The 21,284-nt window shown below is 33.1% G+C and carries 20 protein-coding genes and 1 pseudogene; 5 read left to right on the plus strand and 16 right to left on the minus strand.

All coding sequences use genetic code 11. The features are described 5' to 3' along the window. Positions 1 to 31: 31 nt before the first annotated feature. From atpH to ABEB23_RS08020, 9 genes are all read right to left on the minus strand, one after another. On the minus strand, positions 32 to 565 hold the full coding sequence (gene atpH / locus ABEB23_RS07980) for an ATP synthase F1 subunit delta (RefSeq protein ID WP_348812013.1): 534 nt from the start codon (positions 563 to 565) through the stop codon (positions 32 to 34). A 2-nt stretch (positions 566 to 567) separates the two neighbouring features. Next, positions 568 to 1,068: a F0F1 ATP synthase subunit B gene (locus ABEB23_RS07985; RefSeq protein WP_348812014.1), complete on the minus strand. Its 501-nt coding sequence runs from the start codon at positions 1,066 to 1,068 to the stop codon at positions 568 to 570. Positions 1,069 to 1,195: 127 nt separating this feature from the next. Further along, entirely contained in the window at positions 1,196 to 1,384 is a 189-nt protein-coding gene (gene atpE, locus ABEB23_RS07990) for an ATP synthase F0 subunit C (RefSeq protein ID WP_024980572.1), read from the minus strand. Positions 1,385 to 1,488: 104 nt separating this feature from the next. Then, on the minus strand, positions 1,489 to 2,634 hold the full coding sequence (gene atpB, locus ABEB23_RS07995) for a F0F1 ATP synthase subunit A (RefSeq protein ID WP_348812329.1): 1,146 nt from the start codon (positions 2,632 to 2,634) through the stop codon (positions 1,489 to 1,491). 593 nt (positions 2,635 to 3,227) lie between these two features. Beyond that, complete coding sequence (locus tag ABEB23_RS08000; protein WP_348812015.1) at positions 3,228 to 3,455, minus strand: AtpZ/AtpI family protein; 228 nt, start codon at positions 3,453 to 3,455, stop codon at positions 3,228 to 3,230. Further along, positions 3,424 to 3,831, minus strand: coding sequence for a bactofilin family protein (locus tag ABEB23_RS08005; protein WP_348812016.1), 408 nt, complete (start codon positions 3,829 to 3,831; stop codon positions 3,424 to 3,426). Before ABEB23_RS08005 ends, ABEB23_RS08000 begins: the two co-directional genes overlap by 32 nt. A gap of 2 nt (positions 3,832 to 3,833) precedes the next feature. After that, positions 3,834 to 6,461 carry a type IX secretion system periplasmic lipoprotein PorW/SprE gene (gene porW, locus ABEB23_RS08010; protein WP_438861672.1) on the minus strand — a complete coding sequence of 876 codons (2,628 nt, stop codon included), beginning with the start codon at positions 6,459 to 6,461 and terminating at the stop codon, positions 3,834 to 3,836. Between the two features lie 87 nt (positions 6,462 to 6,548). Further along, a complete protein-coding gene (locus ABEB23_RS08015; RefSeq protein ID WP_348812019.1) occupies positions 6,549 to 7,244 on the minus strand; it encodes an ABC transporter ATP-binding protein in 696 nt (231 codons plus the stop codon). A gap of 73 nt (positions 7,245 to 7,317) precedes the next feature. After that, complete coding sequence (locus ABEB23_RS08020) at positions 7,318 to 8,787, minus strand: DUF5687 family protein (RefSeq protein ID WP_348812021.1); 1,470 nt, start codon at positions 8,785 to 8,787, stop codon at positions 7,318 to 7,320. 129 nt (positions 8,788 to 8,916) lie between these two features. Here ABEB23_RS08020 and ABEB23_RS08025 point away from each other — a divergent pair, with 129 nt between their 5' ends. Then, a complete protein-coding gene (locus tag ABEB23_RS08025; RefSeq protein WP_348812022.1) occupies positions 8,917 to 9,969 on the plus strand; it encodes a 2Fe-2S iron-sulfur cluster-binding protein in 1,053 nt (350 codons plus the stop codon). Between the two features lie 85 nt (positions 9,970 to 10,054). On the opposite strand, the gene ABEB23_RS08030 is transcribed toward ABEB23_RS08025, so the two are convergent. Both ABEB23_RS08030 and ABEB23_RS08035 read right to left on the minus strand, forming a co-directional pair. Further along, positions 10,055 to 11,083 (minus strand): glycosyltransferase family 9 protein, encoded by a 1,029-nt coding sequence (locus ABEB23_RS08030; protein ID WP_348812023.1) that lies wholly within the window; start codon positions 11,081 to 11,083, stop codon positions 10,055 to 10,057. Positions 11,084 to 11,130: 47 nt separating this feature from the next. Further along, positions 11,131 to 11,736: a DUF4254 domain-containing protein gene (locus ABEB23_RS08035; protein ID WP_348812025.1), complete on the minus strand. Its 606-nt coding sequence runs from the start codon at positions 11,734 to 11,736 to the stop codon at positions 11,131 to 11,133. 108 nt (positions 11,737 to 11,844) lie between these two features. Here ABEB23_RS08035 and upp point away from each other — a divergent pair, with 108 nt between their 5' ends. Next, positions 11,845 to 12,498: a uracil phosphoribosyltransferase gene (upp, locus tag ABEB23_RS08040; RefSeq protein WP_348812026.1), complete on the plus strand. Its 654-nt coding sequence runs from the start codon at positions 11,845 to 11,847 to the stop codon at positions 12,496 to 12,498. Here the strand turns inward: upp and ABEB23_RS08045 are convergent. After that, entirely contained in the window at positions 12,493 to 13,422 is a 930-nt protein-coding gene (locus tag ABEB23_RS08045) for a DUF6427 family protein (protein ID WP_348812027.1), read from the minus strand. The genes upp and ABEB23_RS08045 overlap by 6 nt on opposite strands. Positions 13,423 to 13,567: 145 nt before the next feature. Here ABEB23_RS08045 and ABEB23_RS08050 point away from each other — a divergent pair, with 145 nt between their 5' ends. Next, a complete protein-coding gene (locus ABEB23_RS08050) occupies positions 13,568 to 13,798 on the plus strand; it encodes a DUF6341 family protein (protein WP_348812028.1) in 231 nt (76 codons plus the stop codon). A gap of 31 nt (positions 13,799 to 13,829) precedes the next feature. On the opposite strand, the gene purD is transcribed toward ABEB23_RS08050, so the two are convergent. Further along, positions 13,830 to 15,104, minus strand: coding sequence for a phosphoribosylamine--glycine ligase (gene purD, locus ABEB23_RS08055; RefSeq protein WP_348812029.1), 1,275 nt, complete (start codon positions 15,102 to 15,104; stop codon positions 13,830 to 13,832). Positions 15,105 to 15,236: 132 nt separating this feature from the next. On the opposite strand from purD, the gene ABEB23_RS08060 reads away from it, so the two are divergent. After that, entirely contained in the window at positions 15,237 to 16,547 is a 1,311-nt protein-coding gene (locus tag ABEB23_RS08060) for a phenylacetate--CoA ligase family protein (protein WP_348812031.1), read from the plus strand. 154 nt (positions 16,548 to 16,701) lie between these two features. Further along, positions 16,702 to 17,108, plus strand: a pseudogene (locus ABEB23_RS08065) (ORF6N domain-containing protein); the annotation flags it as partial. Positions 17,109 to 17,144: 36 nt separating this feature from the next. Here the strand turns inward: ABEB23_RS08065 and ABEB23_RS08070 are convergent. The 3 genes from ABEB23_RS08070 to ABEB23_RS08080 all read right to left on the minus strand — a co-directional run bounded on the left by ABEB23_RS08070 (position 17,145) and on the right by ABEB23_RS08080 (position 20,664). Further along, a complete protein-coding gene (locus ABEB23_RS08070; protein ID WP_348812032.1) occupies positions 17,145 to 17,900 on the minus strand; it encodes a glycosyltransferase family 2 protein in 756 nt (251 codons plus the stop codon). A gap of 1 nt (position 17,901) precedes the next feature. After that, on the minus strand, positions 17,902 to 19,269 hold the full coding sequence (locus tag ABEB23_RS08075; RefSeq protein ID WP_348812033.1) for an undecaprenyl-phosphate glucose phosphotransferase: 1,368 nt from the start codon (positions 19,267 to 19,269) through the stop codon (positions 17,902 to 17,904). 411 nt (positions 19,270 to 19,680) lie between these two features. Further along, a complete protein-coding gene (locus ABEB23_RS08080) occupies positions 19,681 to 20,664 on the minus strand; it encodes a UDP-glucuronic acid decarboxylase family protein (RefSeq protein ID WP_348812034.1) in 984 nt (327 codons plus the stop codon). Positions 20,665 to 21,284: the final 620 nt, after the last annotated feature.

Below are 21,284 nucleotides of genomic sequence, written 5' to 3' on the forward strand. Positions count from 1 at the left end.
TATAATTTAGACACTTAAATGTGTAATAAAACTAATTACTTAACTCTCTCTTTAATATTTGTAATCTGTTGGCAACTGAAGCATTGTATTGCTTGTCACCTATTCTTAAAATAAATCCCCCGATAATGGCAGGATCTACCGTATTTTCTATTGTGATTTTCTTGTCTGAAAGCGTTGCGATTTTAGCTAAAACTTTAGCTTCAAGCGCAGCATCCATAGCGATAGCTGTAGTTACTTTTGCCACTTCCACCCCTATCATAACATCGAATAATTTACTATACTCTAACGCTATAACCTCAAGGATTTCAAATCTTTTGTTTTCAAATAACAAATGAAGCAAACCTTTAGTTACATTATCAACAGTAGCAAAAACTTCTAAAAGTGCTTTTTCTTTTACTTCTACTTTTACGGTTGGGTTTTGAATAAAAGTATTCAATTCCAAATTACCATTAATAGTCGAAGCAATCAATTTCATGTCATTATTTACAACTTCAGATACCGCTTTTGAATTCGATAAATCTAAAATTGCTTGCGCATAACGAACTGCTGCTCTAGTACTTGCCATGATTAGTTCAATTTAACGTCACCTAACATTTTCTCAACCAATTTAGTTTGAGCTTCTTTGTTAGATAATTCATCTTTCAATAATTTTTCAGCAATACTCAATGACAAAGTTGAAACTTGTAATTTCAATTCAGCCATAGCGGCATTTTTTTCGCTTTCGATTGCAGTTTTGGCCTGGTCAATCATTTTTTGACCTTGAGCTTGTGCTTCATTTTTTGCATCAGCAACCATTTTATCTTTTATTTCACGAGCCTCTTTAAGCATGGTGTCACGCTCTAATCTAGCTTCCTGTAAAATACGTTGGTTGTCTGCTTGTAAATTTTGCATTTCTTTTCTAGCATTTTCAGCAGATTCCAATGCATTTTTAATTCCTTCTTCTCTGTCATTAACCGCATCAAGAATTGGTTTCCAAGCGAATTTTTTTAATAAGAATATTAATCCAACAAATATTAATACTTGCCAAATAAACAAACCAAACGAAAAATCATTTATTAACTTATCCATTATATATAATTATAAATTTTAAATTATGAATCTTTTTTAATTGCTACTAAAACAGCAATTTGTAATGTTTTAATTTTAAAAACAATAGTCGCAACCAACCGTTGCAACTATTGTCTTTTAGTTTTAATTAAGCGAATAAAGCCGCGAAACCAATACCTTCAATAAGGGCAGCTGCGATAAGCATAGCTGTTTGGATTTTTCCTGAAGCTTCTGGTTGACGAGCGATAGCGTCCATTGCTGAACCACCGATTCTACCAATACCTAAACCTGCTCCGATTACAATTAATCCTGATCCTACAATTTCTGGAATTTGCATAATATATATATTAAAAATTAAACATTTGTTTTTGGCTTTATACTTTAGGCGATAGGCTTTGTACTTTGCAGCATGTTGTCTATAGCTTATTGCTTAAAGCAATCTTAATGATGAGCTTCGTCGTGATGATGCTCTTCGTTTCCTGCTCCGAAATAAAGTGCAGATAACATTGTGAAAATATACGCTTGTAAAAACGCAACCAATATTTCTAAGATAGAAAGTGCAAAAGCCAATCCGAATGACAATGTACTTCCGATCCAACTTTTAAAGATGAACATTAAACCAATGATACTCATTAAAACTACGTGACCCGCAACCATATTTGCGTACAAACGAATCATTAATGAAAATGGTTTGATGATTGTTCCCAATAATTCGATTGGAGCCAAAATGAATTTCATTGGTGTTGGCACTCCCGGCATCCAGAAAATGTGTCCCCAATAATTTTTATTTGCTGAGAATGTAGTGATCAAATAAGTTAACAAGGCCAATGAAGCAGTTATTGCAATATTACCTGTAACATTGAATCCTAGTGGAATTAAGCCTAAAATATTCAAGAACAATATGAAGAAAAATATAGTCAACAAATAACTCATGTATTTTTTATAATTCTTCTCCCCGATGTTTGGAATAGCAATCTCATCTCTTACATATAATACAAGAGGTTCAAAGAATCGTCCTGCTCCAGAAGCAATACCATTATTCTTAGTATATGATTTTGCCAAGCCTCTAAATAAAAGAAACATTAAAATTGCCACACCTAAAATACCAACCACACTTTTTGTAATAGAAAGATCCAATGGTCTAACATTAGTTGGGTGACCATGCTCTTCTGTTAAAGTTCCAGCAGCATCTGTCTTGTATATTTTTTCGTGGTGTAATTTGTAGAAATTTCCGTTGTGTTCTGCAACCGCTTCACCATGGTGAAATTTTGAAGAAGAAAAAACTTGCAAACCATTATCCCAAAGAATAATTGGTAAAGAAAAACCATAATGCTCACCCGTTTCTTCATTTGCAGAAATGGTAAAATCATGAGAATCTAAAAGGTGATGATTTATGAATTCCTTAATTTTAGATTTTAGATCTGTTGGCTCTGCATGAGCTTCTCCTTGCCCGTTTTCAGTTACCTCATGAGCAACTTCTGTTACAACTTTTGCAGTGTCCTCAGTGGGGTTTGCAAAACTAATTAAAGGAAGACATGCTACTAAACTCGCTAATATAAATCTAAGTGGTTTGTTTGAAATCACCATAACAGTTAAATATCTTAATTTATTACGTTTCTGAAATTTGGTGCAAAGGTACATTTTTTATTAATATTCAAAAGAATATAAAAAATTTATTTTTGAAACTTTGCATTCCTATTTTATCTGCCTATTTCTTTTTATTTAATAAGCGTATTGTCAGGATTGTTTCTATCGCCAAAAAAAGAATGAAAATTGCGAAAAAATTCTTTTTTTGTATCGTATCAATTTGATTTGAAAGCTGTAACAACGGTTTTAAAATAATACCAGATAGTATCAATTTGATACTGGTTGCCAAAAGAAATGACATACCTACATTATCAAAGCTTCTTTCCTTCACTTTTAGTATTATAAACATGATGATAATTGACAAAGCGAAAAACAGCAAATACAATGTTTCTAAAGAATAATAAAAATGCTCCTCCTCTATTTTGAGAACAGAAAAAAACATTTTGTGAAGTATATAAGCTCCTCCGGAAAAAAATAAGATGTATAAAAGTGGTTGGTAATTTTTTAAATTCATTGTGTTTATTTGTTGCCGAAAGGCTGAAAGACGCTTGGTTTTTTTATGTACTTTATTCAATATCGTCCGGACGGAAAATTTAGGAAGATCTATTGATTTCATTTACTTGCCTGATAACATTATACAAGGCTAAGACCACACCAACCATAATTAATATTTTGTTGTAATATACTTTGGGGCTTGGATGGTTCTCATCTAACCAATTTCCAAAATAGGCAAAAAGAAAAATGATTGCCCCCATCTGAATGGGAATATTAATCAGGGCAAGCCATTTATTAAACTGATTTTTGTTTGGCTTGTTCTCCATCGTTAGGTATTAAATTTTTTGCGTTGGTATTCATGATACAGGAAGCGCTAAAGTCCGCACCCGGTTCTACCGATAATCTGCCCACCGCAACTTCTCCATGAATACTAGCTTTCGATTTTACATTCAGAATTTCGGTAACTTGTATCTTTCCGTTAAACTTTCCTTCAATATCAGCATTTTTACAAACAATATCGCCCGTAACACTGCCGGCAGGACCAATAACTATCTTCCCATTGGATTGAAAATTTCCTATCAATTCTCCATCCAACCTAAAATCAGCCAATGAATGGATGTCTCCTTTTATAATGGTTCCTTCTACGATCCTGTTGGTTTTACCTAACAAATCGGTGTATGATTTTGTTTTTTTATCAAACATATTTATTGGTTTTTTGATGCCAGATATACATCCAAATTTTTCTTGATTTGTATTACCTTATAGTTTTCATTGGATATTACAATCGCCGGTTCTGTGATACTGTATTTTTTATTTTCTTTCATTGCCAATGCAATATCTTTGGCATAAGATTCTGATTTTAATCCATGTACTGTCACGAATTTTTCTTTATCATTGTAATTATCAAAGGAACATGATAATTTGTAAAGATTTTCAATCTCATTAAACTTCTTCACTTTTTCTTCAATTTCCTTAGCTCTTTTATCGTCCTTGGCGGAAATTTTATATAGGATTTTCCAATTCTTCGTGTCCGTCGTGTTGAAATTCATTTGCTCTAAAAACGGAATTTGGGTGTTTAAAATTTCTTGAGCACTTTTCCCCTCTTCACTATTAGGATAATTATCCGCAACTCCCTGCAATGCGTTTTTGTAGGCTGTCAGTCCTTGAAGTTTTGCTATTGCATTGGCTTTGAGCAATTCGAATTTTGAAACTATTTCATCCCCTGGGTATTGATTAATCAGCTCTTCTGATTTTTCCAAGACTGTAACAAACTGTTCTTCCTGGTATAATTTATACAATTTATTGTAGGCCATCTCCGGTGTTTCGTTTGCCGAGATATCATTCGAACCTGTTTTATTTATAATCTGTGCGTAACGGGAATTTGGGTATTGGGTGGAAATCCTGTTTTTCATTTCCTCCGCTTTGGCAACATCAGTGATTTGATAAATTTTGAACAAATTATACATGGCAGGAAGAATGAGTTTCTCTTCGGGATTTTGCTGTAATAATTGCTCAAGTTTTGTACTGGCTAACTGATATTCTTTGAATTTCTCCTTATAAATAATCCCCAGTTGGTAATAAGCAAAATTTCTTTCTTTGCCGATACTGTCAATGGCTGTTTGGGTTGTAGGAAGTTGTTTTAGATAAAAATCCGTAGTGTATTTTTCAATTATGGTGTCTTGTTGGGATATTGCATTCTCCGTTAATGCTTCGCTACTAATTAGAGTGTCGTTTTCTTTTTTGTTCAATTCATCACCTGAAAATCTCCAGTTTCCGGACAAAGTTCTGTTGCCATAGATTTTCTTGAACTCTAATTTACCAAATTCGACAGTTTTAGGATTGTAAAAATAGAAAATACTTCCGCTTTCATTTACAGAAGCATCATTCCCCGACGGAGGAGCAAACGATGATTTTTTTGGTTTTCCGGACCCATCATCAAATTCCGGAACTGATGAACCGGACTTACTGTTCCTTTCTATATTTGCAAGAGTTTCTTTTTGTTTTTCTTCCAAAATTCTCTTGGTTTCATCGACTTTTTTTAAGGTATCTATGTAATTTTCAAAATAAGCCATTCGGTCGATGTCGGAAAGCGAAACTACTTTTAAAATACTATCATTTCTTTTGGCAATAGCTTCATATTTTATGACTTCATCTAAATTTTTTCTTGTTTTTTGAATGTGGGCATACTCTCTGGTTTTTACATCCAACTTCACCAAAGTACTGTCATAATACTTTGCTGCTGTTGAATAATCTGTATTCCTAAAATACATATTCCCTAGATTTCGATAATTTGAGGCATTCAAATACGGATCTTTTGAATCTGTTTTTAAAGATGCGTTGTAAAATTCCATCGCTAATTCCTGGTCGTTATATTTATCATAAAACACTCCCATCTCATGATAAATAACATCCAAAAAAGGTCTGTTTTCCCTGTCCTCGACAAGTTTGTTATACCTTTCTACAAAGGCTTCCTTATCCCCATTTTCATAATCGAACAATTGTGCTTTTTTGGCATAAGCCTGAATAACATATTTTCTTTCGGCCTTTCTGTTCATATCAATAACCGATTGATAAAAATAAATGGCACTGTCTCTCTTATTCAATTCCTGATACAACTGCCCTAATACAAAACGATATCTGACTCTTTCAGCATTGACTTTGGTGAAGTCTTCGGCAATTTTTAATTTGGTAATCGCACTATCTTTTTCTTCAAGATTCAAAAACGCTTCCGATAAAAGCGCATTGGCATCTGCATAAACCTGATCTTTAAGATCCTGATCTTTCAAAAGCTTGTTGATGTTTTTAATCACCAGCGCATCATTCCCTAAACGCATGTTGGTTTTTTCACGCCAAATTTTAGCGGTATAAATATTACTGCTGTTTGGGTATTTGTATAAAATGTAATTGAATGCGTCTAATGCCGGGATAAATCTTTGGTCGTAATAGCGGGCTTTCCCAAGTAATAAATAAGCCTCGTCAATCTGACTGTTTTTTTCGTATCCACCGATGTTCATCGAATGTTTTTGAATGGCCTTTGTAGCTTTGGTTTCTGCCAATTCAAAATCAGTATTTTTAGGTTTTCCTTCTGGAGAGAAATCGTCAGTTATCAGCATTCTTTCTATTGGCAAACGCTTCCAGAAATTATCAATAGTATTGGCTTTTATTCCTGCAATTCCTTTATCCAATCCAATTTGACCATTGTACAAAATGTTATATTCTGTACTTAAAGCATGGGAATTTCTAGCCAAAAAAGTATCCTTTTTGGTAGAACAAGCTATCAAAAAAAACAGGAAAATTAAAATATATAGGTATTTAAATGTGTTGATTTTCAATGGGAAACGTTTTTATCCTTTAACTTCTAAAAAAAGGTTTTAGTATAATCACTTGTAAAAATACGTTTCTTTTTGAAATATCGAAATTTAAACCGCAAAAAACGCTTCGAGCTCTTGCAGCGTCTCTTCTGATGTTTGAATATCCTTAACCACTTCCCCTTTATTTAGCGCCACAATTCTGTTGCATACTTCAACTGTATGCTGCAAATCATGACTGGAAACCAACACAGTAACATCAGGATTTTCAGCTAATTCTTTTATAATTTTCTTGAGTCGATTTACCGTTGTTGGATCAAGATTTGCAAAGGGTTCGTCCAGAATTACTACTTCAGGATTTCCGATTAAGGTTGCGATGATTCCCACTTTCTTCTGATTCCCTTTGGACAGATCGCGTAAATATTTTTTGTTTTTTAGAATTTCGCCATTGAAAAACTCATCGTGCTTCGCTAATAAAGCATCAATATCTGCCTTATTCTGTCCACGTAAATCACCTATGAAATAAAAATATTCTTCAGGAGTTAAATAGCCAATCAAAAAGCTTTCGTCAAGAAAAGAAGCAGTAAAAGGTTTCCAATTTTCACTGGTATTTACCTGTACATCGTTATTGATAATATTCCCTGTTGAAGGCTGGATTAAATCTAATAATAAACTAAAAAAAGTGGTTTTCCCAGCACCATTATTTCCAACTAATCCAAAACTTTGACCTTTTGGAATTTCAAGCGTTTCTATATTTAAAACTGTGGTTGCGTTGTATTTTTTTGTCAGATTATTTACTTGTATCATTTTAAAAGATTTATTCGGTTATTTGATATTTTTGGTTAATTGTCTTGGACTTTTCTCTCCAGAAAATTGCTCGTTAACCCTTTTGTTTGTAAGCACTAATAGTGGCGTATTTTTCCGTTTTATAGATTTTTTCAATCAATGAAAACACAGGGCCTCTCAACGCAAAACCCACTACTCCGGCGGCAGCAACCAACGCCAGTCCAACATTGGCATTAGCCAGATAAGAACCCAGCCAATACAATAGAACCGGCAATCCTAATTGTGGAAGCGAAACCAACATCGTTTTTACATTGAATGCTTTTTTATCGCCAAAAGCGCCTTTTCCTGAATCCAAATCTATTGGTGTTTTAGTGTAAGCTCCACCAAGTAATACCAAATGGGAATTGATCCCAATATTATAAATCGCACCAACAACAATGGTCAGATAAACCTGCCATCCAAAATACAAATAGAAGGATGCCAAAATTGTTGAAATAACGGTTCCGATAATCATTAACCACCATTTTGAATTTAGATACCCCTTGTACGGAATATTTTGGGTCATCATTAAAGAGTAATAAGCACTATCCCAACTGGGTACAAATTGCCCGAAAGTGATCAGAAAACCTCCCGACACAAAAATTCCTGCAAAAATGTGCATCACAGGATTGTTATAAACTTCGATTCCATTGGAGAAGAAAATTAAACCATAAAAAAGAAACATCACACTCATTCCAATAGTTGTTTTAGAACGTTTGTTTCTTTTGATAAGTTTAATGTCGTTTTTAAGAAATGTTCCCAAACTTCCGAATTGATTCAACCAGGTCAGGTTCTCTGTTTTTGCAATGTCTTTTTTAATGGAAAGTCCAGCATCCAGATATAAATTCCTCTTGAAATAATTGAATGTACCGTAATACAATCCAATTAATACCACAACCGGAATACTAAAAACCCATTTGGTATGGAACAATCCATCAAAAAACGGTGTGCTATAATTGGTGATATCAAAAAAGTGATAATAATGTAATCCTCCCAAAACAGCAACAACAGTGATGAAAATTCCAAATAAATTGTCTTTATTACTCAACACAATGTTCAGGAAATTGTTGATGTACACTAATGAGAAAATAGCAATGTGCCAAAGAATTACACTGAATACATCATAGCCTTCATAAATCAGAACAACACTGAACGGCAGAAAGAAAAAGGCATGAACAAAATTAAAAAACGACAAGACCGTTTTCCCTAATGAAAAATGAACTATGGTCGATTTTTTGATTGGAAAAATCAATAATGGACGGATATTCATCACGGGAATCTTTTGTAAAAGAAGACGAAAAATCAGATCCATCAAAAAATAATAAATCAAGAATTTATTCACCGTTGCAATCGGATCCAGGTTCAATTTTTTAAGGATATAAAATGCGCCAACACCTAATGCCAAAAAAACTAAAGTAAAATAAATAGCCACAAAAGCGATTAGAATTTTCAAAGCCAAGTTGGATGCGAAGGAAGCCGAACGAAAAAAAGCCTTCCATTCCAGATAAATAAATCGTTTAAACATAATTATTCCAGGTTAGATTCTCAGTTTAGTAGCTAAAAGTAAGAAAATGTTACTATTAAAATAAAATATTTATTAAATAATTAGAACGGTTTATTTGCCATTTCCTACTTTTGTAAAAAAAATAAACTCATGCCTTCATTCCTAAAACTTATCATTAAAGAAGTAAAACGCGAAACCAAAGATGCGGTTTCTGTACTTTTTAATGTGCCTGAAGAATTAAAACCAAATTATACTTTTATTGCGGGTCAATATATCAATTTGAGACTAACACTGGACGGTCAGGAAATACGTCGTGCCTATTCAATTTGCTCGGCTCCGGAAAGCGGTGAATTACGAATTGCGGTAAAAGCGGTAAAAGACGGTGTTTTTTCTCAGTTTGCCAATACCAAACTAAAAGCAGGTGATGTCCTTGAAGTAGGAAAACCTGAAGGGAAATTTATATTCGAACCACAAGCAGACAAACAGAAAAACTATGTCGCTTTTGTAGCCGGTAGCGGAATCACACCAGCGTTGTCTATCCTGAAATCGGTTTTAAAAAGTGAACCAAAAAGTTCTTTTGTACTCGTTTATGGAAACAAATCTCCTGAGGAGACCATTTTTTACCAAGAATTGCACGATTTACAATTACAATATGTAGGTCGCCTTTTTGTACATTATGTTTTCAGTCAAGCTAAAGCAGAAAATGCTTTGTTCGGCCGAATAGATAAATCGATCGTGAATTTTGTTTTAAATAATAAACACGCGGCACTTGAATTCGACAAGTTCTATTTATGTGGTCCTGAGGAAATGATCAATACGGTTTCTACTGTTTTGAAAGAAAAAAACGTGAAGGAATCAGCCATTAAATTTGAATTATTTTCTTCTTCTACCAAAGAACATAAAATCGAAAAATCATTAGAAGGCCATACCAAAATCACCATTATGGTTGATGATGAGGAGACCACTTTCGAAATGTCGCAAAAACAAACTATTCTTGATGCTGCACTGAAACAAGGCATTGACGCTCCTTATTCCTGCCAAGGCGGAATTTGCAGCAGTTGTTTAGCCAGAGTAACTTCCGGAACTGCAGAAATGAAGAAAAATTCCATTTTATCTGATAAAGAAATCGCTGATGGATTGATTTTAACCTGTCAGGCGCATCCTACTTCGGAAAGTATTTCTGTTGATTACGATGATGTTTAAATAAGTAATCAGTCTCCGTTTACAGTATATAAGAGTTTGCCTAGCAAACTCTTTTTTTATATCTTATATTTTTTGCGAACCAGGATTATTCTTCTGCCAACTGCGATTGAATACTGAGAACTATTTTCTCAGGTGAAATCGTCCGCATAGCGTTTTCATATCCTTCTATTTTTTTATTTCCGTAAACCGAAGTCGGTAATTTAGGAAATTGGTTTCTATCAGATACTAAAGCATTTTCAAAAGGCTGATTGAATGGTGAAAATCCTGCATAAGGATGTGTTGCCCCCCAAAGCGTAATTACTTTTACACCAAGCATGGCTGCAATATGGGCATTTCCTGAATCCATGGAAAGCATTACATCCAGATTGCTGATGAGTTTTAGTTCCTGCTGAAATTTAATTTTCCCTGCAGCATTTATGACGTTCTTCTTATTTAAAGAAAGTGAATCCAAGATCTCGATTTCCTTTTTTCCACCACCAAAAAGCACTATTATATATTTTGGGTTTTCTGATAATTGGTTGATTACTTCCGTCATTAAATCTAATGGATAGACTTTGGAATCGTATTGCGCAAAAGGGGCAATTCCAATTAATTTTGTTCCGACAGCTAGCGGAACCCCACCTATTACTTCTAAAATTTCCTGATCTAAATCTGCCCGTTCAGGGAATACAGGATGCGATAAGTCAACCGTAAAACCAAGTGCTGAAAATACTTTTACCTGCCTTTCAAAAATGCTTGGCAAAGGTTTAAAAATTTTATTTTCGGCTCGAGTTAAGGCTCTTTTTTCTGCTCTCGCTTTATCAACTGATGCCACTTTTTTTCCGCTTAAAGCAAAAAGCGTCCTGATAATTTTAGAACGCAAAACATTGTGTAAATCAGCAAAAGCATCGATTTTTAATCGTTTTAAATCTTTGAATAATCCGATTAAACCTAAAAACCCTTTATGCCTTCCTTTTTCATCAAAAACAAAAAAAGAAACATTTGGGATGTCTTCGAAAAAAGGTTTAAAAAAAGGACGGGAAATGACCGTGATTTTTATGTCTGGGTGCTGCTTTACAAATGCACGTAAAACAGGAACCGTCATGGCGACATCTCCCATTGCGGAAAGTCTCATGACGGCTATATGTTTACTATTCTTTGACAATTCTAAACTGCCAAAAATTACTTTTTGTTTTGGTACAAAACAGGATTCAAATCATCATCGTTGTACATTTTCATTTGTTTGTACACCTTCATGAATTTATCTCCATTTTCAATATCTTTCAATAAATCATCGATAGCAGTTGACAAGTCTGTTCTTTGCTCCAATAAAATATTCAGTTTCTCTTGACATTTATCTCTGTGTTCCTGTGAAGCTTCAGCACGAGTAGCTTCCTCCTGCATATGATAAATTTTCAATGCCAAAATTGACAGTCTATCGAATGCCCAAGCGGGACTTTCTGAATTGATTTTTGCGTTTTCTTTTACTTTTACATTGCTGTATTTTTGCAAAAAATAACTGTCGATATACTCTACCATATCCGTACGTTCCTGATTCGAAGCATCAATTCTTCTTTTTAGTGTCAACGCAGCGACAGGATCAATATTTGGATCTCTGATGATATCCTCAAAATGCCATTGTACTGTGTCAATCCAGTTTTTTAAGTACAATAAATGTTCGAATTTATCTTTTGGAAAAGGATTGTTGATCGGTTGATCTACATTATCAAATTGATGATAATCTTTAATACTTTGTTCGAAAACAGAATAAGCTAATTTTGAAAACATATCTTTATATATTAAAAGGCAAAGATACTTTTTTATACATTTATAGTATTAAAAAAGTGCCAAAGTTTTATTTATAAATCTTGGATATAAAATATAAAAAAATAATTTATGCAAATTCATCAGCTATCGAAAAACAACAGTGTTCTCAATCATTTTTTGGGCGAAATACGAGATGTCAATATTCATAATGACAGCATGCGTTTTCGAAGAAATATTGAACGTATCGGTGAAATAATGGCGTATGAATTAAGTAAAGAATTGCATTACAAAGACATTGAAATTCAAACACCGTTAGGCATAAAAAAAACCACCCAAATAAAAGACCGCTTGGTTTTATGCTCCATTTTAAGGGCCGGTCTGACTTTGCATCAAGGCTTTTTAAATTATTTTGATACTGCCGAAAATGGCTTTATCTCTGCGTACCGCCACCACCCTTATAATGACGATTATTTTGATATTAAAGTAGAATATCAAGCGATTGCCGACATAAATGCTAAAAATGTATTGCTTATTGACCCAATGCTGGCCACAGGACAATCTATACTCGCTGTTTATAACAAATTAATGGAAAGAGGAACGCCAAAGGAAATTCATATTGCCGTTGTGATTGCCGTGCCGGAGGGAATTGATTATCTTCAAAAACACTTACCGGATTCCTGTCATCTTTGGATAGCGGCACTTGATGAAAAACTCAATGCACACAGTTATATTGTTCCCGGACTGGGTGATGCCGGTGATTTAGCTTTTGGAGAAAAATTATAATTGTGAGAAAAATGCAAATAGACTGCACAAAATAAGAATCCCTAAAACTATTTCGTTTTTCATTTTTTTCTGCACAATTTCGATGTGGCAGGTTGCCAAAATAGATAATGGAGCAAAAGTGAATACCAGCAAATCATTGCTTTTGTCAGCAGAAATCAGGAAAATAACTACCCCAATAAAAAACGATGCAATAATTTTCTTGAAGGATGTATGCAACAATAATGGTCTGTTTGAAAGTGACAGTAGCATTGAAACAACAAAAAACAAGGCAACAGATACATAAATGGACAAAGCAGCATTTTGATAATTATTGGTAAAATAATCGATCGCAAAATTAGTTGTTACATTTTTGTACGCAAAATCGACAATATCCACACTAAAAATTAGCGCAAAAAGCATAAAAATAGTTCCTACTGTAAAAAGTGCAATAAAAGGTAATACCCAGTTTCTATAATCCCTGGAAACATGAAAGAAAACTGAAATAAATACAAGCACTATAAAAAGAATACTCCAGAATTGGAATATTGTGGCTACGAAAATCCACAAAGAGGCATCAAATATTTTTTCCTTGGATGCTTTAAGTGACTGTAAAGAAATCAATCGGCGAAGGGCCAACAGAATGAAGAAATTAGCAACAATTAAATTGATATTGTCTACTACCGAAGGAAAAAACAACAAAAATAAAAAATAAAAAAAGATGGTGTAACTACTGTCTTTTCCTAATCCGTTTCTCTTTACAATAAAATTAGTGATAAAAATGGAAGCCATTAAAACCAACAATAATCCAGCCTTTATAAAAATTAAAATACCCGAATTCATCCAAGATGGATCTTGAAATTGATACATTAAAAAGAAAACCAGTATTAAAATTACAACCAAAGAATAATTTAATGGTGTAGATTTTTTAAAAACACTTGTTATCATAAGGATATTTTATACTTTTGTGACTGTAAATATAATACTTGTTTAAAAAGGAAACCAAGAAGTTGCGAAAAGATTAGCTGTTCCAGCCCCTTTTATGCTTTCACTAGTTTCCAAAACAATAAAATAATATAATAATTATAGCATTATGAAAGCATTTTTTGAAGGAATACAATATTTATTTGTAGACATCTTATTCGCCCCACTAGATTTTTTAAGATCTTTTGAACTTGTTTCTTGGTTTGGCGCTAATACTATCAATTGGATTTTTATGGTTATCTGTGCAGCTGCAATGGTATACTGGATCAAACAATTGAGAATTTTTGATGAAGCAGGTACAGAAAATCAAGATACTACCGCTCACTCTTTTTTAAAATAATATTTAAAAAAGAATGAACGATAATTGGAAACTATTTTAAATCGTTTCCAATATCTCTTCTAAAATACATCTTATCAAAACATAATTTATCGATGTTTTGGTAAGATTTTTTTATGGCCTCTTCGAAATTGTCTCCATATGATGTCACGGTTAAAACCCTTCCGCCATTAGAAACCACTTTTCCGTTTTCTAATTTTGTTCCTGCATGAAAAACAATAGAATCTTCAACTTCTGAAAGTCCTGAAATTTCTTTTCCTTTTTCAAAATCTTCCGGATATCCTCCTGAAACAACCATAATCGTTGTAGCGCTTCTCTCGTCAATCTCAAGGGAAATTTCATCCAATTTTTCATTGGCTACAGCCAAAAATAATTCTACCAAGTCAGATTTCAATCTCGGAACAACCACTTCAGTTTCCGGATCACCCATTCTCACATTGTATTCAATTACGATTGGTTCGTTCTTAACATTGATCAGTCCAATAAAAACAAAACCTTTATAAGGGATTCCGTCTTTTTGAAAACCATCAATAGTTGGTTTTACTATGCGTGTTTCTATTTTTTCCATTAAAACGGCATCAACATAAGGAACTGGAGAAACTGCTCCCATTCCACCTGTATTTAACCCTGTGTCCCCTTCTCCAATACGTTTGTAATCTTTGGCGGTCGGCAAAATTTTATAGCTTTTCCCATCGGTAAGAACAAAACAGCTTAATTCAATTCCGTCAAGGAATTCTTCAATGACCACTTTTGAACTGGCTGCTCCAAATTTTTGGTGCACCAACATGTTTCTTAATTCTTCTTTGGCTTCTGCCAAATCATGAATAATCAAAACGCCTTTTCCTGCTGCCAAACCATCTGCTTTCAAAACATAAGGTGGTTGCAATGTCTCTAAAAATTCACATCCCTTTTCTACTGTTTCTGCAGTAAAACTATCATAAGCGGCAGTTGGGATTTTATGTCTGATTAAAAATTCTTTGGCAAATTCTTTACTTCCTTCTAATTGGGCTCCTAATTTTGATGGTCCGATAACTGGAATATGACTCAATTCAGTATCATTTAAAAAGAAATCGTAAATTCCTTTTACTAAAGGATCTTCCGGACCTACTACCACCATTTCCACTTTTTCCTGAAGAACAAATGCTTTTATGGCGTCGAAATCAGTTGGGCTTATGTTAATATTATTGGCTATTGTAGCTGTACCGGCATTTCCAGGTGCTACAAAAAGTTTGTCGCAAAGCGGACTTTGAATCATTTTCCATGCAAAAGCATGCTCTCTTCCGCCTGAACCCAATAGTAAAATAGTCATGATGTAGTTTTTTAGTTGTGGTGCAAAAATAATTGCTTTTGAACTTAAAAAATAATTAATTTTCAAAAAGTTGTTGCTTCTTGACCTTTACGTCTGGGTAAATATTATTTTTGATAAAATTTATTCTAAAAAATGCTTCCAATTTTTGACTTAACCCTCCTGTTAAATGGTTTTCCAATGAAGGAAGCCAAAGCCGAATTGCAGCAGATAATTTCCTTTTCTGAAGAAGAGCATCAGTCTTTTATTGAAGAACAAAAAACAAAAATCGTAGCGTTTCATTTAGAAAACAATCCGTTTTACAAAGAAATCGTCGGTTCAACCACTTTAAAAAACTGGAATGATTTACCCATTTTAAATAAACAAAACTTGCAAAAACCTTTAATGGAAAGACTTTCCAACGGGTACTTGCCAAAAAATATTTATGTAAACAAAACATCCGGCTCTAGCGGAGATCCTTTCATTTTTGCCAAAGACAAATACTGCCATGCGCTAACATGGTCGAGTATCATCTATCGTTTTGGCTGGTACAAAATTAATTTTAACCGTTCCTTCCAGGCCCGTTTTTATGGAATTCCGATGGATTTTATTGGCTACAAAAAAGAGCGCCTTAAAGATGTATTGAGTCAACGTTTCCGATTTTCGATTTTCGATTTGTCTGATGCCGTTTTAGAAAAGATTCTGAAAAAATTTCAGAATATAAAATTCGATTACATCAATGGATATACCAGCTCGATTGTTTTGTTTGCCAAATTTCTTCAGAAAAAAAATATCGTTTTGAAAGAAATTTGTCCAAGCTTAAAAGTTTGTATGGTTACCTCCGAAATGCTTTTTGAAGAAGATAAAATTCTTTTAGAAAAACAATTTGGTATTCCGATTATCAATGAATACGGCGCATCAGAGCTGGATTTAATTGCTTTTGAAAATCCGGACGGAGAATGGCAGGTCAATTCGGAAACCTTATTCGTAGAAATTTTAGACGAAAATAATCAACCGGTTCCTTACGGAAAAGAAGGTCGGATTGTGATTACTTCCTTATTCAACAAAGCACATCCTTTTATTAGATATGATATCGGAGACATTGGGATTTTGGATGAGAAAAGCACACTGAAAAAGCCCATTCTGAAAAAACTAATCGGGAGGACTAATGATGTTGCGATTTTACCCAGTGGAAAGAAATCACCTGGCCTTACATTTTATTATGTCACGAAAAGCATCATTGAAGACGATGGTAACGTAAAAGAATTTATAATCAAGCAAACCAAAATCGATACTTTTGAAATCGAATATGTGAGCGATGTGGAATTAAATTCGACACAAATACAAAAAATTGAAGAGGCCATCACACTATACCTGGAACCTAATTTGAAGTTTAGTTTTATCAGAAAAAAAGCATTGGAAAGAAGTAATCGAGGGAAATTAAAACAGTTTAAATCCTATTTATAATATAAATAAAATCTTGTATTTGTTTTTTAACTAAAAACTTATGGAAAATAAATCTTTACTTTCTGAAGAATCTATTTCGACTAAAATATAGTATATCCGCAACCAAAAAGTTATGTTAGACAGTGATTTGGCATTACTTTATGGAGTTGAAACAAAAAGATTAAACGAACAGAAAAAAGGAACGATTCAAGATTTCCTTTTGATTTTATGTTTCAACTTACTGAAATCGAATTTCAGAACTTGAAGTCGCAATTTGCGACTTCAAGTTGGGGTGGAACTAGAAAATTGCCATTTGCTTTCACTGAACACGGAGTTTTGATGTTGTCAAGTGTGTTAAAAAGTGAAAAAGCAATACAAACCAATATTCAAATTATGCGCATTTTTTCAAAAGTAAGACAAATGCTTTTGGACACCACCAAAATAAAAATAGACATACTTCAAATTCAGAAAAAGTTGGAAAACCATGATAGAAACATCGAATTGGTTTTCTCCTATTTGGATGAATTAACTGAGAAGAAAGAAACTGAGAGCAACAGAGTGAAAATTGGATATAAAAAATGATTCCAAAAACTCATCGATTATATTTAAATAAATGCTTTAATTTCTGTATTTTATAAAGCCTCTGTACATCCAATGGGTCATATAATAAATCGATTGGAATACATTTAAATGTTCCACTTCACGATAAAATTGCCATTGGTATTTCAATAAATCACCTTTATTGCGTGAAAGCGAATTGGCTCTGATTCTGTAAATAGCTTTCGACTCTTGAATTCCATAAGCAAAAGGAATTTCTTTTAAATATTGCAACCACAATCCCATATCCTGCCTTTTGAAAATCTCCGGCATCGTTTTCTTTCCAAGCTTCTCTATGTCAATAAAGGCCGTTAAACAGCTAATAGAATTCGTCTTGAGAATATCGGAATAGGTTACTTTTTGCGGAACTATAAAATCACTGTAAATAAAATTCAGATGTTCATCAGAACGTCTATAGGAAGAAAAAACAAACGGAACAGCCGTCACTTCAATCGTTTTAATACTGTTCTCTATGAAATCCGGGAACCAAATGTCATCAGCATCCAGAAAAGTCATGTATTTTCCTTTAATGCTTTCTATGCCTTTATTTCTTGCTTTTGCGGGTCCGGAATTACTCTTTAACTGATGAAGAATGATTCGGGGGTCATCTGCTGAAAAATTTTTTATAATTGAAACCGTTTCATCAGAAGAACCATCATCAACGATAATCATTTCCCAATTTTGGTAGGTTTGATTTTGGACTGATCGAATCGTTTCTACAATAAATTTTTCAGAATTGAACGTTGGTGTGACGATGGATACTAATGATTTTTCCATTTTAATATGCTTTCTCCTCCCCTTTGAAAATATTGACAACAGTTTGAAAAATAATTTTCAAATCCAAAATCAGGGACCAATTTTCAATATAAAAAATATCAAATTTTATTCGGTGAACCATATCCCGATCTTTTTCTATTTCGCCTCTATAGCCGCTAACTTGCGCCAGACCAGTAATCCCAGGCTTAACACAATGACGGACCATATACTTTTTAATCTTCTTACTGTAGGCTTTATTTTGCGCCCAAAGATGAGGGCGCGGACCAACTACCGACATATCTCCCAATAAGACATTCAGAAATTGAGGCATTTCATCAAGACTTGTTTTACGCATAAACTTACCGATTTTTGTAACTCGCGGATCATCTTTGGAAGCTTCCTTTTCAGTCGTTTTATTGATTCGCATAGAGCGTAATTTATAACAAAAAAATTCGTTTTCATCAATTCCCGGTCTTCCCTGTTTAAAAAAGACAGGGCCTCTGGATTCTAATTTTATTAAAATAGCCAGTATCGGAATTAACCATGACAAAAATCCAATTATTACAATCAATGAAAAAACAATATCAAAAATTCTTTTAAAAGTTTTTGTTATCGGATCATGAAGCATTGTTTTCTGCAAAGAAAGTACAGGAAACATTTCATAATAATCTATTCTTAAATTTTTTGAAAAGATTTCTTTACTGTCAGGAATAAATTTTATGGTTTTATTGTTTTCATCAGCAAAACAGATCAAATCTTTCAAATTTTCGTTAGAGATTTCATTCAATGAACAATAAATTTCATGAACACCATTATCAATAATAAACGGTTTTAAATCCGCGAGTTTTCCCTTGATATTTTGATTTGATTTCCTGTCTGAAAAATATCCCAAAAAACGATATCCGTAGTCATTTCTTGTTTCAAAAAAATGCTTTAGCCGAATTGATTCGGGTGTATATCCAATAATTACCGTGTTTCTAAAATTACTACCTGTCATTATTCTGTATTCCTTCAGATAATAGAAAAGTAAAAATTTGAAAATAGTGATCAATACTAAACTTGAAACTAAAAAAAAGGCGATACTGGCTGCATTAAAAATTGCCTCTTGGGAAAAAGGAAAAAAGGCAATTACAATTAAAAAGAATAAAATAAATTGTATCGACAGTTTTGAAATTATTTCGACTGGAGTGGTAAATCTGTAGACTTCATAAAACTTGACAAAAAAAGCAATTAAAAACCACCCAATTATTTGGTATACACAGTAATATAAGTAATTTACTTGAAGTCCTTTGACGAAAAAAAGACTGAATAAATTTACTATTATTAGATCAAAAGCAACACTAATGGGGCTTATATATTTTGAATATCTTCCTATTTGCGCTGCAGTCATATTAATCGTTATCCGTTGTCGTTTTTTATAAAATTATTGTATTAAAGTCTCTATCGCAATATTTCGAAACAAATGTAGAGAGTTTTCATTCCTTAGAATCTATTTTTCTTCGTCTTTATTCTCTTAGTAACTAATTTCTAAGTTATTGAAGTAAAATTTATATTGCAAAGATTCATCATCCAAAACGACTAATATTCCTATTTAGTATACCATTGTCTATTTTTTGTAGTTAATTTACTATTAGAAAATTCACAGATTATAAATTTGTTATGATTTCACCATATCCAATTAAAATTCAAGTATATTATAACATTACAATCAACATAAATCATCAGAAATAATAATTATTTTGATAGAATCCATTATCGATTACAAATAGAAAAATCGACTTAAACCAAAACGCAAATTTGATTATTTTATATAATTGGAAAAATCTTTATGCTCTTCTTTTGAAAGTTCCTCTTTTGATAATGATTTGAAATAATCGTAGGTGATTTTCATTCCTTCCGCACGACCTACTTTGGCTTCCCAGCCAAGCAACTCCTTTGCTTTAGTCGTATCTGGTTGACGCTGTAACGGATCATTTACCGGTAATGGGAGATACACCACTTTTTGATTGGTCCCTGTCAATTTTATGATTTCCTCGGCGAAGTCTTTAATCGTAATTTCGTCGGGATTACCAATATTTACAGGGTAAACATAATCAGAATGCAGCAATCTGAAAATCCCTTCTACCTGATCGTCTACATAACAAAAAGAACGGGTTTGCATACCATCCCCAAAAATAGTCAGGTCTTCCCCTCGAATCGCTTGACCTATAAATGCCGGAATAACCCTTCCGTCGTTGAGACGCATTTTTGGTCCGTAAGTGTTAAAAATTCGAACAATTCTGGTCTCCACCCCGTGAAAAGTATGATACGCCATGGTTATGGATTCCTGAAAACGTTTGGCTTCATCATATACTCCTCTTGGTCCTATCGTGTTTACATTACCATAGTATTCTTCAGTTTGCGGATGTACTAATGGATCTCCGTACACTTCTGATGTAGAAGCAATAAGAATTCTGGCTTTTTTTACTCTGGCCAGTCCCAAAAGATTATGTGTTCCCAAGGAACCTACTTTTAAAGTTTGGATTGGGATTTTCAAATAATCAATCGGGCTTGCCGGTGAAGCAAAATGCAATATATAATCTATTTTTCCTGGAACATGAACAAATTTCGTGATATCATGATGGTAGAATTCAAAATTCTCAAGTTTGAACAAATGCTCAATATTTTTCAAATCTCCTGTGATGAGATTGTCCATTCCTATTACAAAATAGCCTTCTTTAATAAAACGATCACATAAATGCGATCCCAAAAATCCGGCAGCACCGGTGATAAGTATTCTTTTCATAAATCAATTTTACAATTGCAAGATATAAAAAACAATTAACAAAATATCAAGTTGGGAATTGGATTTACTTATATAAAATTATATTTGTAGTTATAATTTTGGTTTTTTTTGAATGTAAAAAAAACCAAAATTATAAGAATTAATAGATTAAGATATCCTTTCTAACATTGATCTTTTTATAAAGAAAGGAAAAAAATATTTTTATATTTTAATATTAAAAATTGTTTGAGTATTCAAAGAAACTCACATTGCCGAAAACTAATATTTTAGGTTGGAAACTTAAAGCAGAATAAAAAACATACTACTATTCCTCAAAAATAAAGATTATATAAAGAATGAATCAATTAATACTCTTGTTAAAGAATCACCTTTTTATGAGTGCTTTTTATAAAGCTATCTCAGGATTGTCTATGTTTATTTCTATACCGCTCCTAATTCATTACTTTGGTAGCACAAATTATGGTGTTTGGGTTTTGGTTTTCGCACTGTTTCAGTGGGTTTTATTAATGGATTTTGGCTTATCGAGTGTTCTTAAATCTAAAATTCCTGAATTACAGCATTTAGAGAATTTTGATTTAATCAATGCATATATAAAATCAACTTATAAAATTTGTTGTTTC

It is taken from the genome of Flavobacterium maritimum, assembly GCF_040049085.1.
GTDB lineage: Bacteria > Bacteroidota > Bacteroidia > Flavobacteriales > Flavobacteriaceae > Flavobacterium > Flavobacterium maritimum.

Bases quoted from the DNA above. Each gene is read 5' to 3' on its own strand.
- ABEB23_RS08070 (WP_348812032.1), bottom strand. From the start codon at position 17,900: ATGGAAAAATCATTAGTATCCATCGTCACACCAACGTTCAATTCTGAA.
- ABEB23_RS08035 (WP_348812025.1), bottom strand. From the start codon at position 11,736: ATGTTTTCAAAATTAGCTTATTCTGTTTTCGAACAAAGTATTAAAGAT.
- ABEB23_RS08045 (WP_348812027.1), bottom strand. From the start codon at position 13,422: ATGATAACAAGTGTTTTTAAAAAATCTACACCATTAAATTATTCTTTG.
- ABEB23_RS08005 (WP_348812016.1), bottom strand. From the start codon at position 3,831: ATGTTTGATAAAAAAACAAAATCATACACCGATTTGTTAGGTAAAACC.
- ABEB23_RS08075 (WP_348812033.1), bottom strand. From the start codon at position 19,269: ATGACTGCAGCGCAAATAGGAAGATATTCAAAATATATAAGCCCCATT.
- ABEB23_RS08080 (WP_348812034.1), bottom strand. From the start codon at position 20,664: ATGAAAAGAATACTTATCACCGGTGCTGCCGGATTTTTGGGATCGCAT.
- atpE (WP_024980572.1), bottom strand. From the start codon at position 1,384: ATGCAAATTCCAGAAATTGTAGGATCAGGATTAATTGTAATCGGAGCA.
- ABEB23_RS08050 (WP_348812028.1), top strand. From the start codon at position 13,568: ATGAAAGCATTTTTTGAAGGAATACAATATTTATTTGTAGACATCTTA.
- ABEB23_RS08020 (WP_348812021.1), bottom strand. From the start codon at position 8,787: ATGTTTAAACGATTTATTTATCTGGAATGGAAGGCTTTTTTTCGTTCG.
- purD (WP_348812029.1), bottom strand. From the start codon at position 15,104: ATGACTATTTTACTATTGGGTTCAGGCGGAAGAGAGCATGCTTTTGCA.
- ABEB23_RS08060 (WP_348812031.1), top strand. From the start codon at position 15,237: ATGCTTCCAATTTTTGACTTAACCCTCCTGTTAAATGGTTTTCCAATG.
- ABEB23_RS07985 (WP_348812014.1), bottom strand. From the start codon at position 1,068: ATGGATAAGTTAATAAATGATTTTTCGTTTGGTTTGTTTATTTGGCAA.
- ABEB23_RS08015 (WP_348812019.1), bottom strand. From the start codon at position 7,244: ATGATACAAGTAAATAATCTGACAAAAAAATACAACGCAACCACAGTT.
- ABEB23_RS08025 (WP_348812022.1), top strand. From the start codon at position 8,917: ATGCCTTCATTCCTAAAACTTATCATTAAAGAAGTAAAACGCGAAACC.
- ABEB23_RS08000 (WP_348812015.1), bottom strand. From the start codon at position 3,455: ATGGAGAACAAGCCAAACAAAAATCAGTTTAATAAATGGCTTGCCCTG.
- ABEB23_RS08030 (WP_348812023.1), bottom strand. From the start codon at position 11,083: ATGAGACTTTCCGCAATGGGAGATGTCGCCATGACGGTTCCTGTTTTA.
- upp (WP_348812026.1), top strand. From the start codon at position 11,845: ATGCAAATTCATCAGCTATCGAAAAACAACAGTGTTCTCAATCATTTT.
- atpB (WP_348812329.1), bottom strand. From the start codon at position 2,634: ATGGTGATTTCAAACAAACCACTTAGATTTATATTAGCGAGTTTAGTA.
- atpH (WP_348812013.1), bottom strand. From the start codon at position 565: ATGGCAAGTACTAGAGCAGCAGTTCGTTATGCGCAAGCAATTTTAGAT.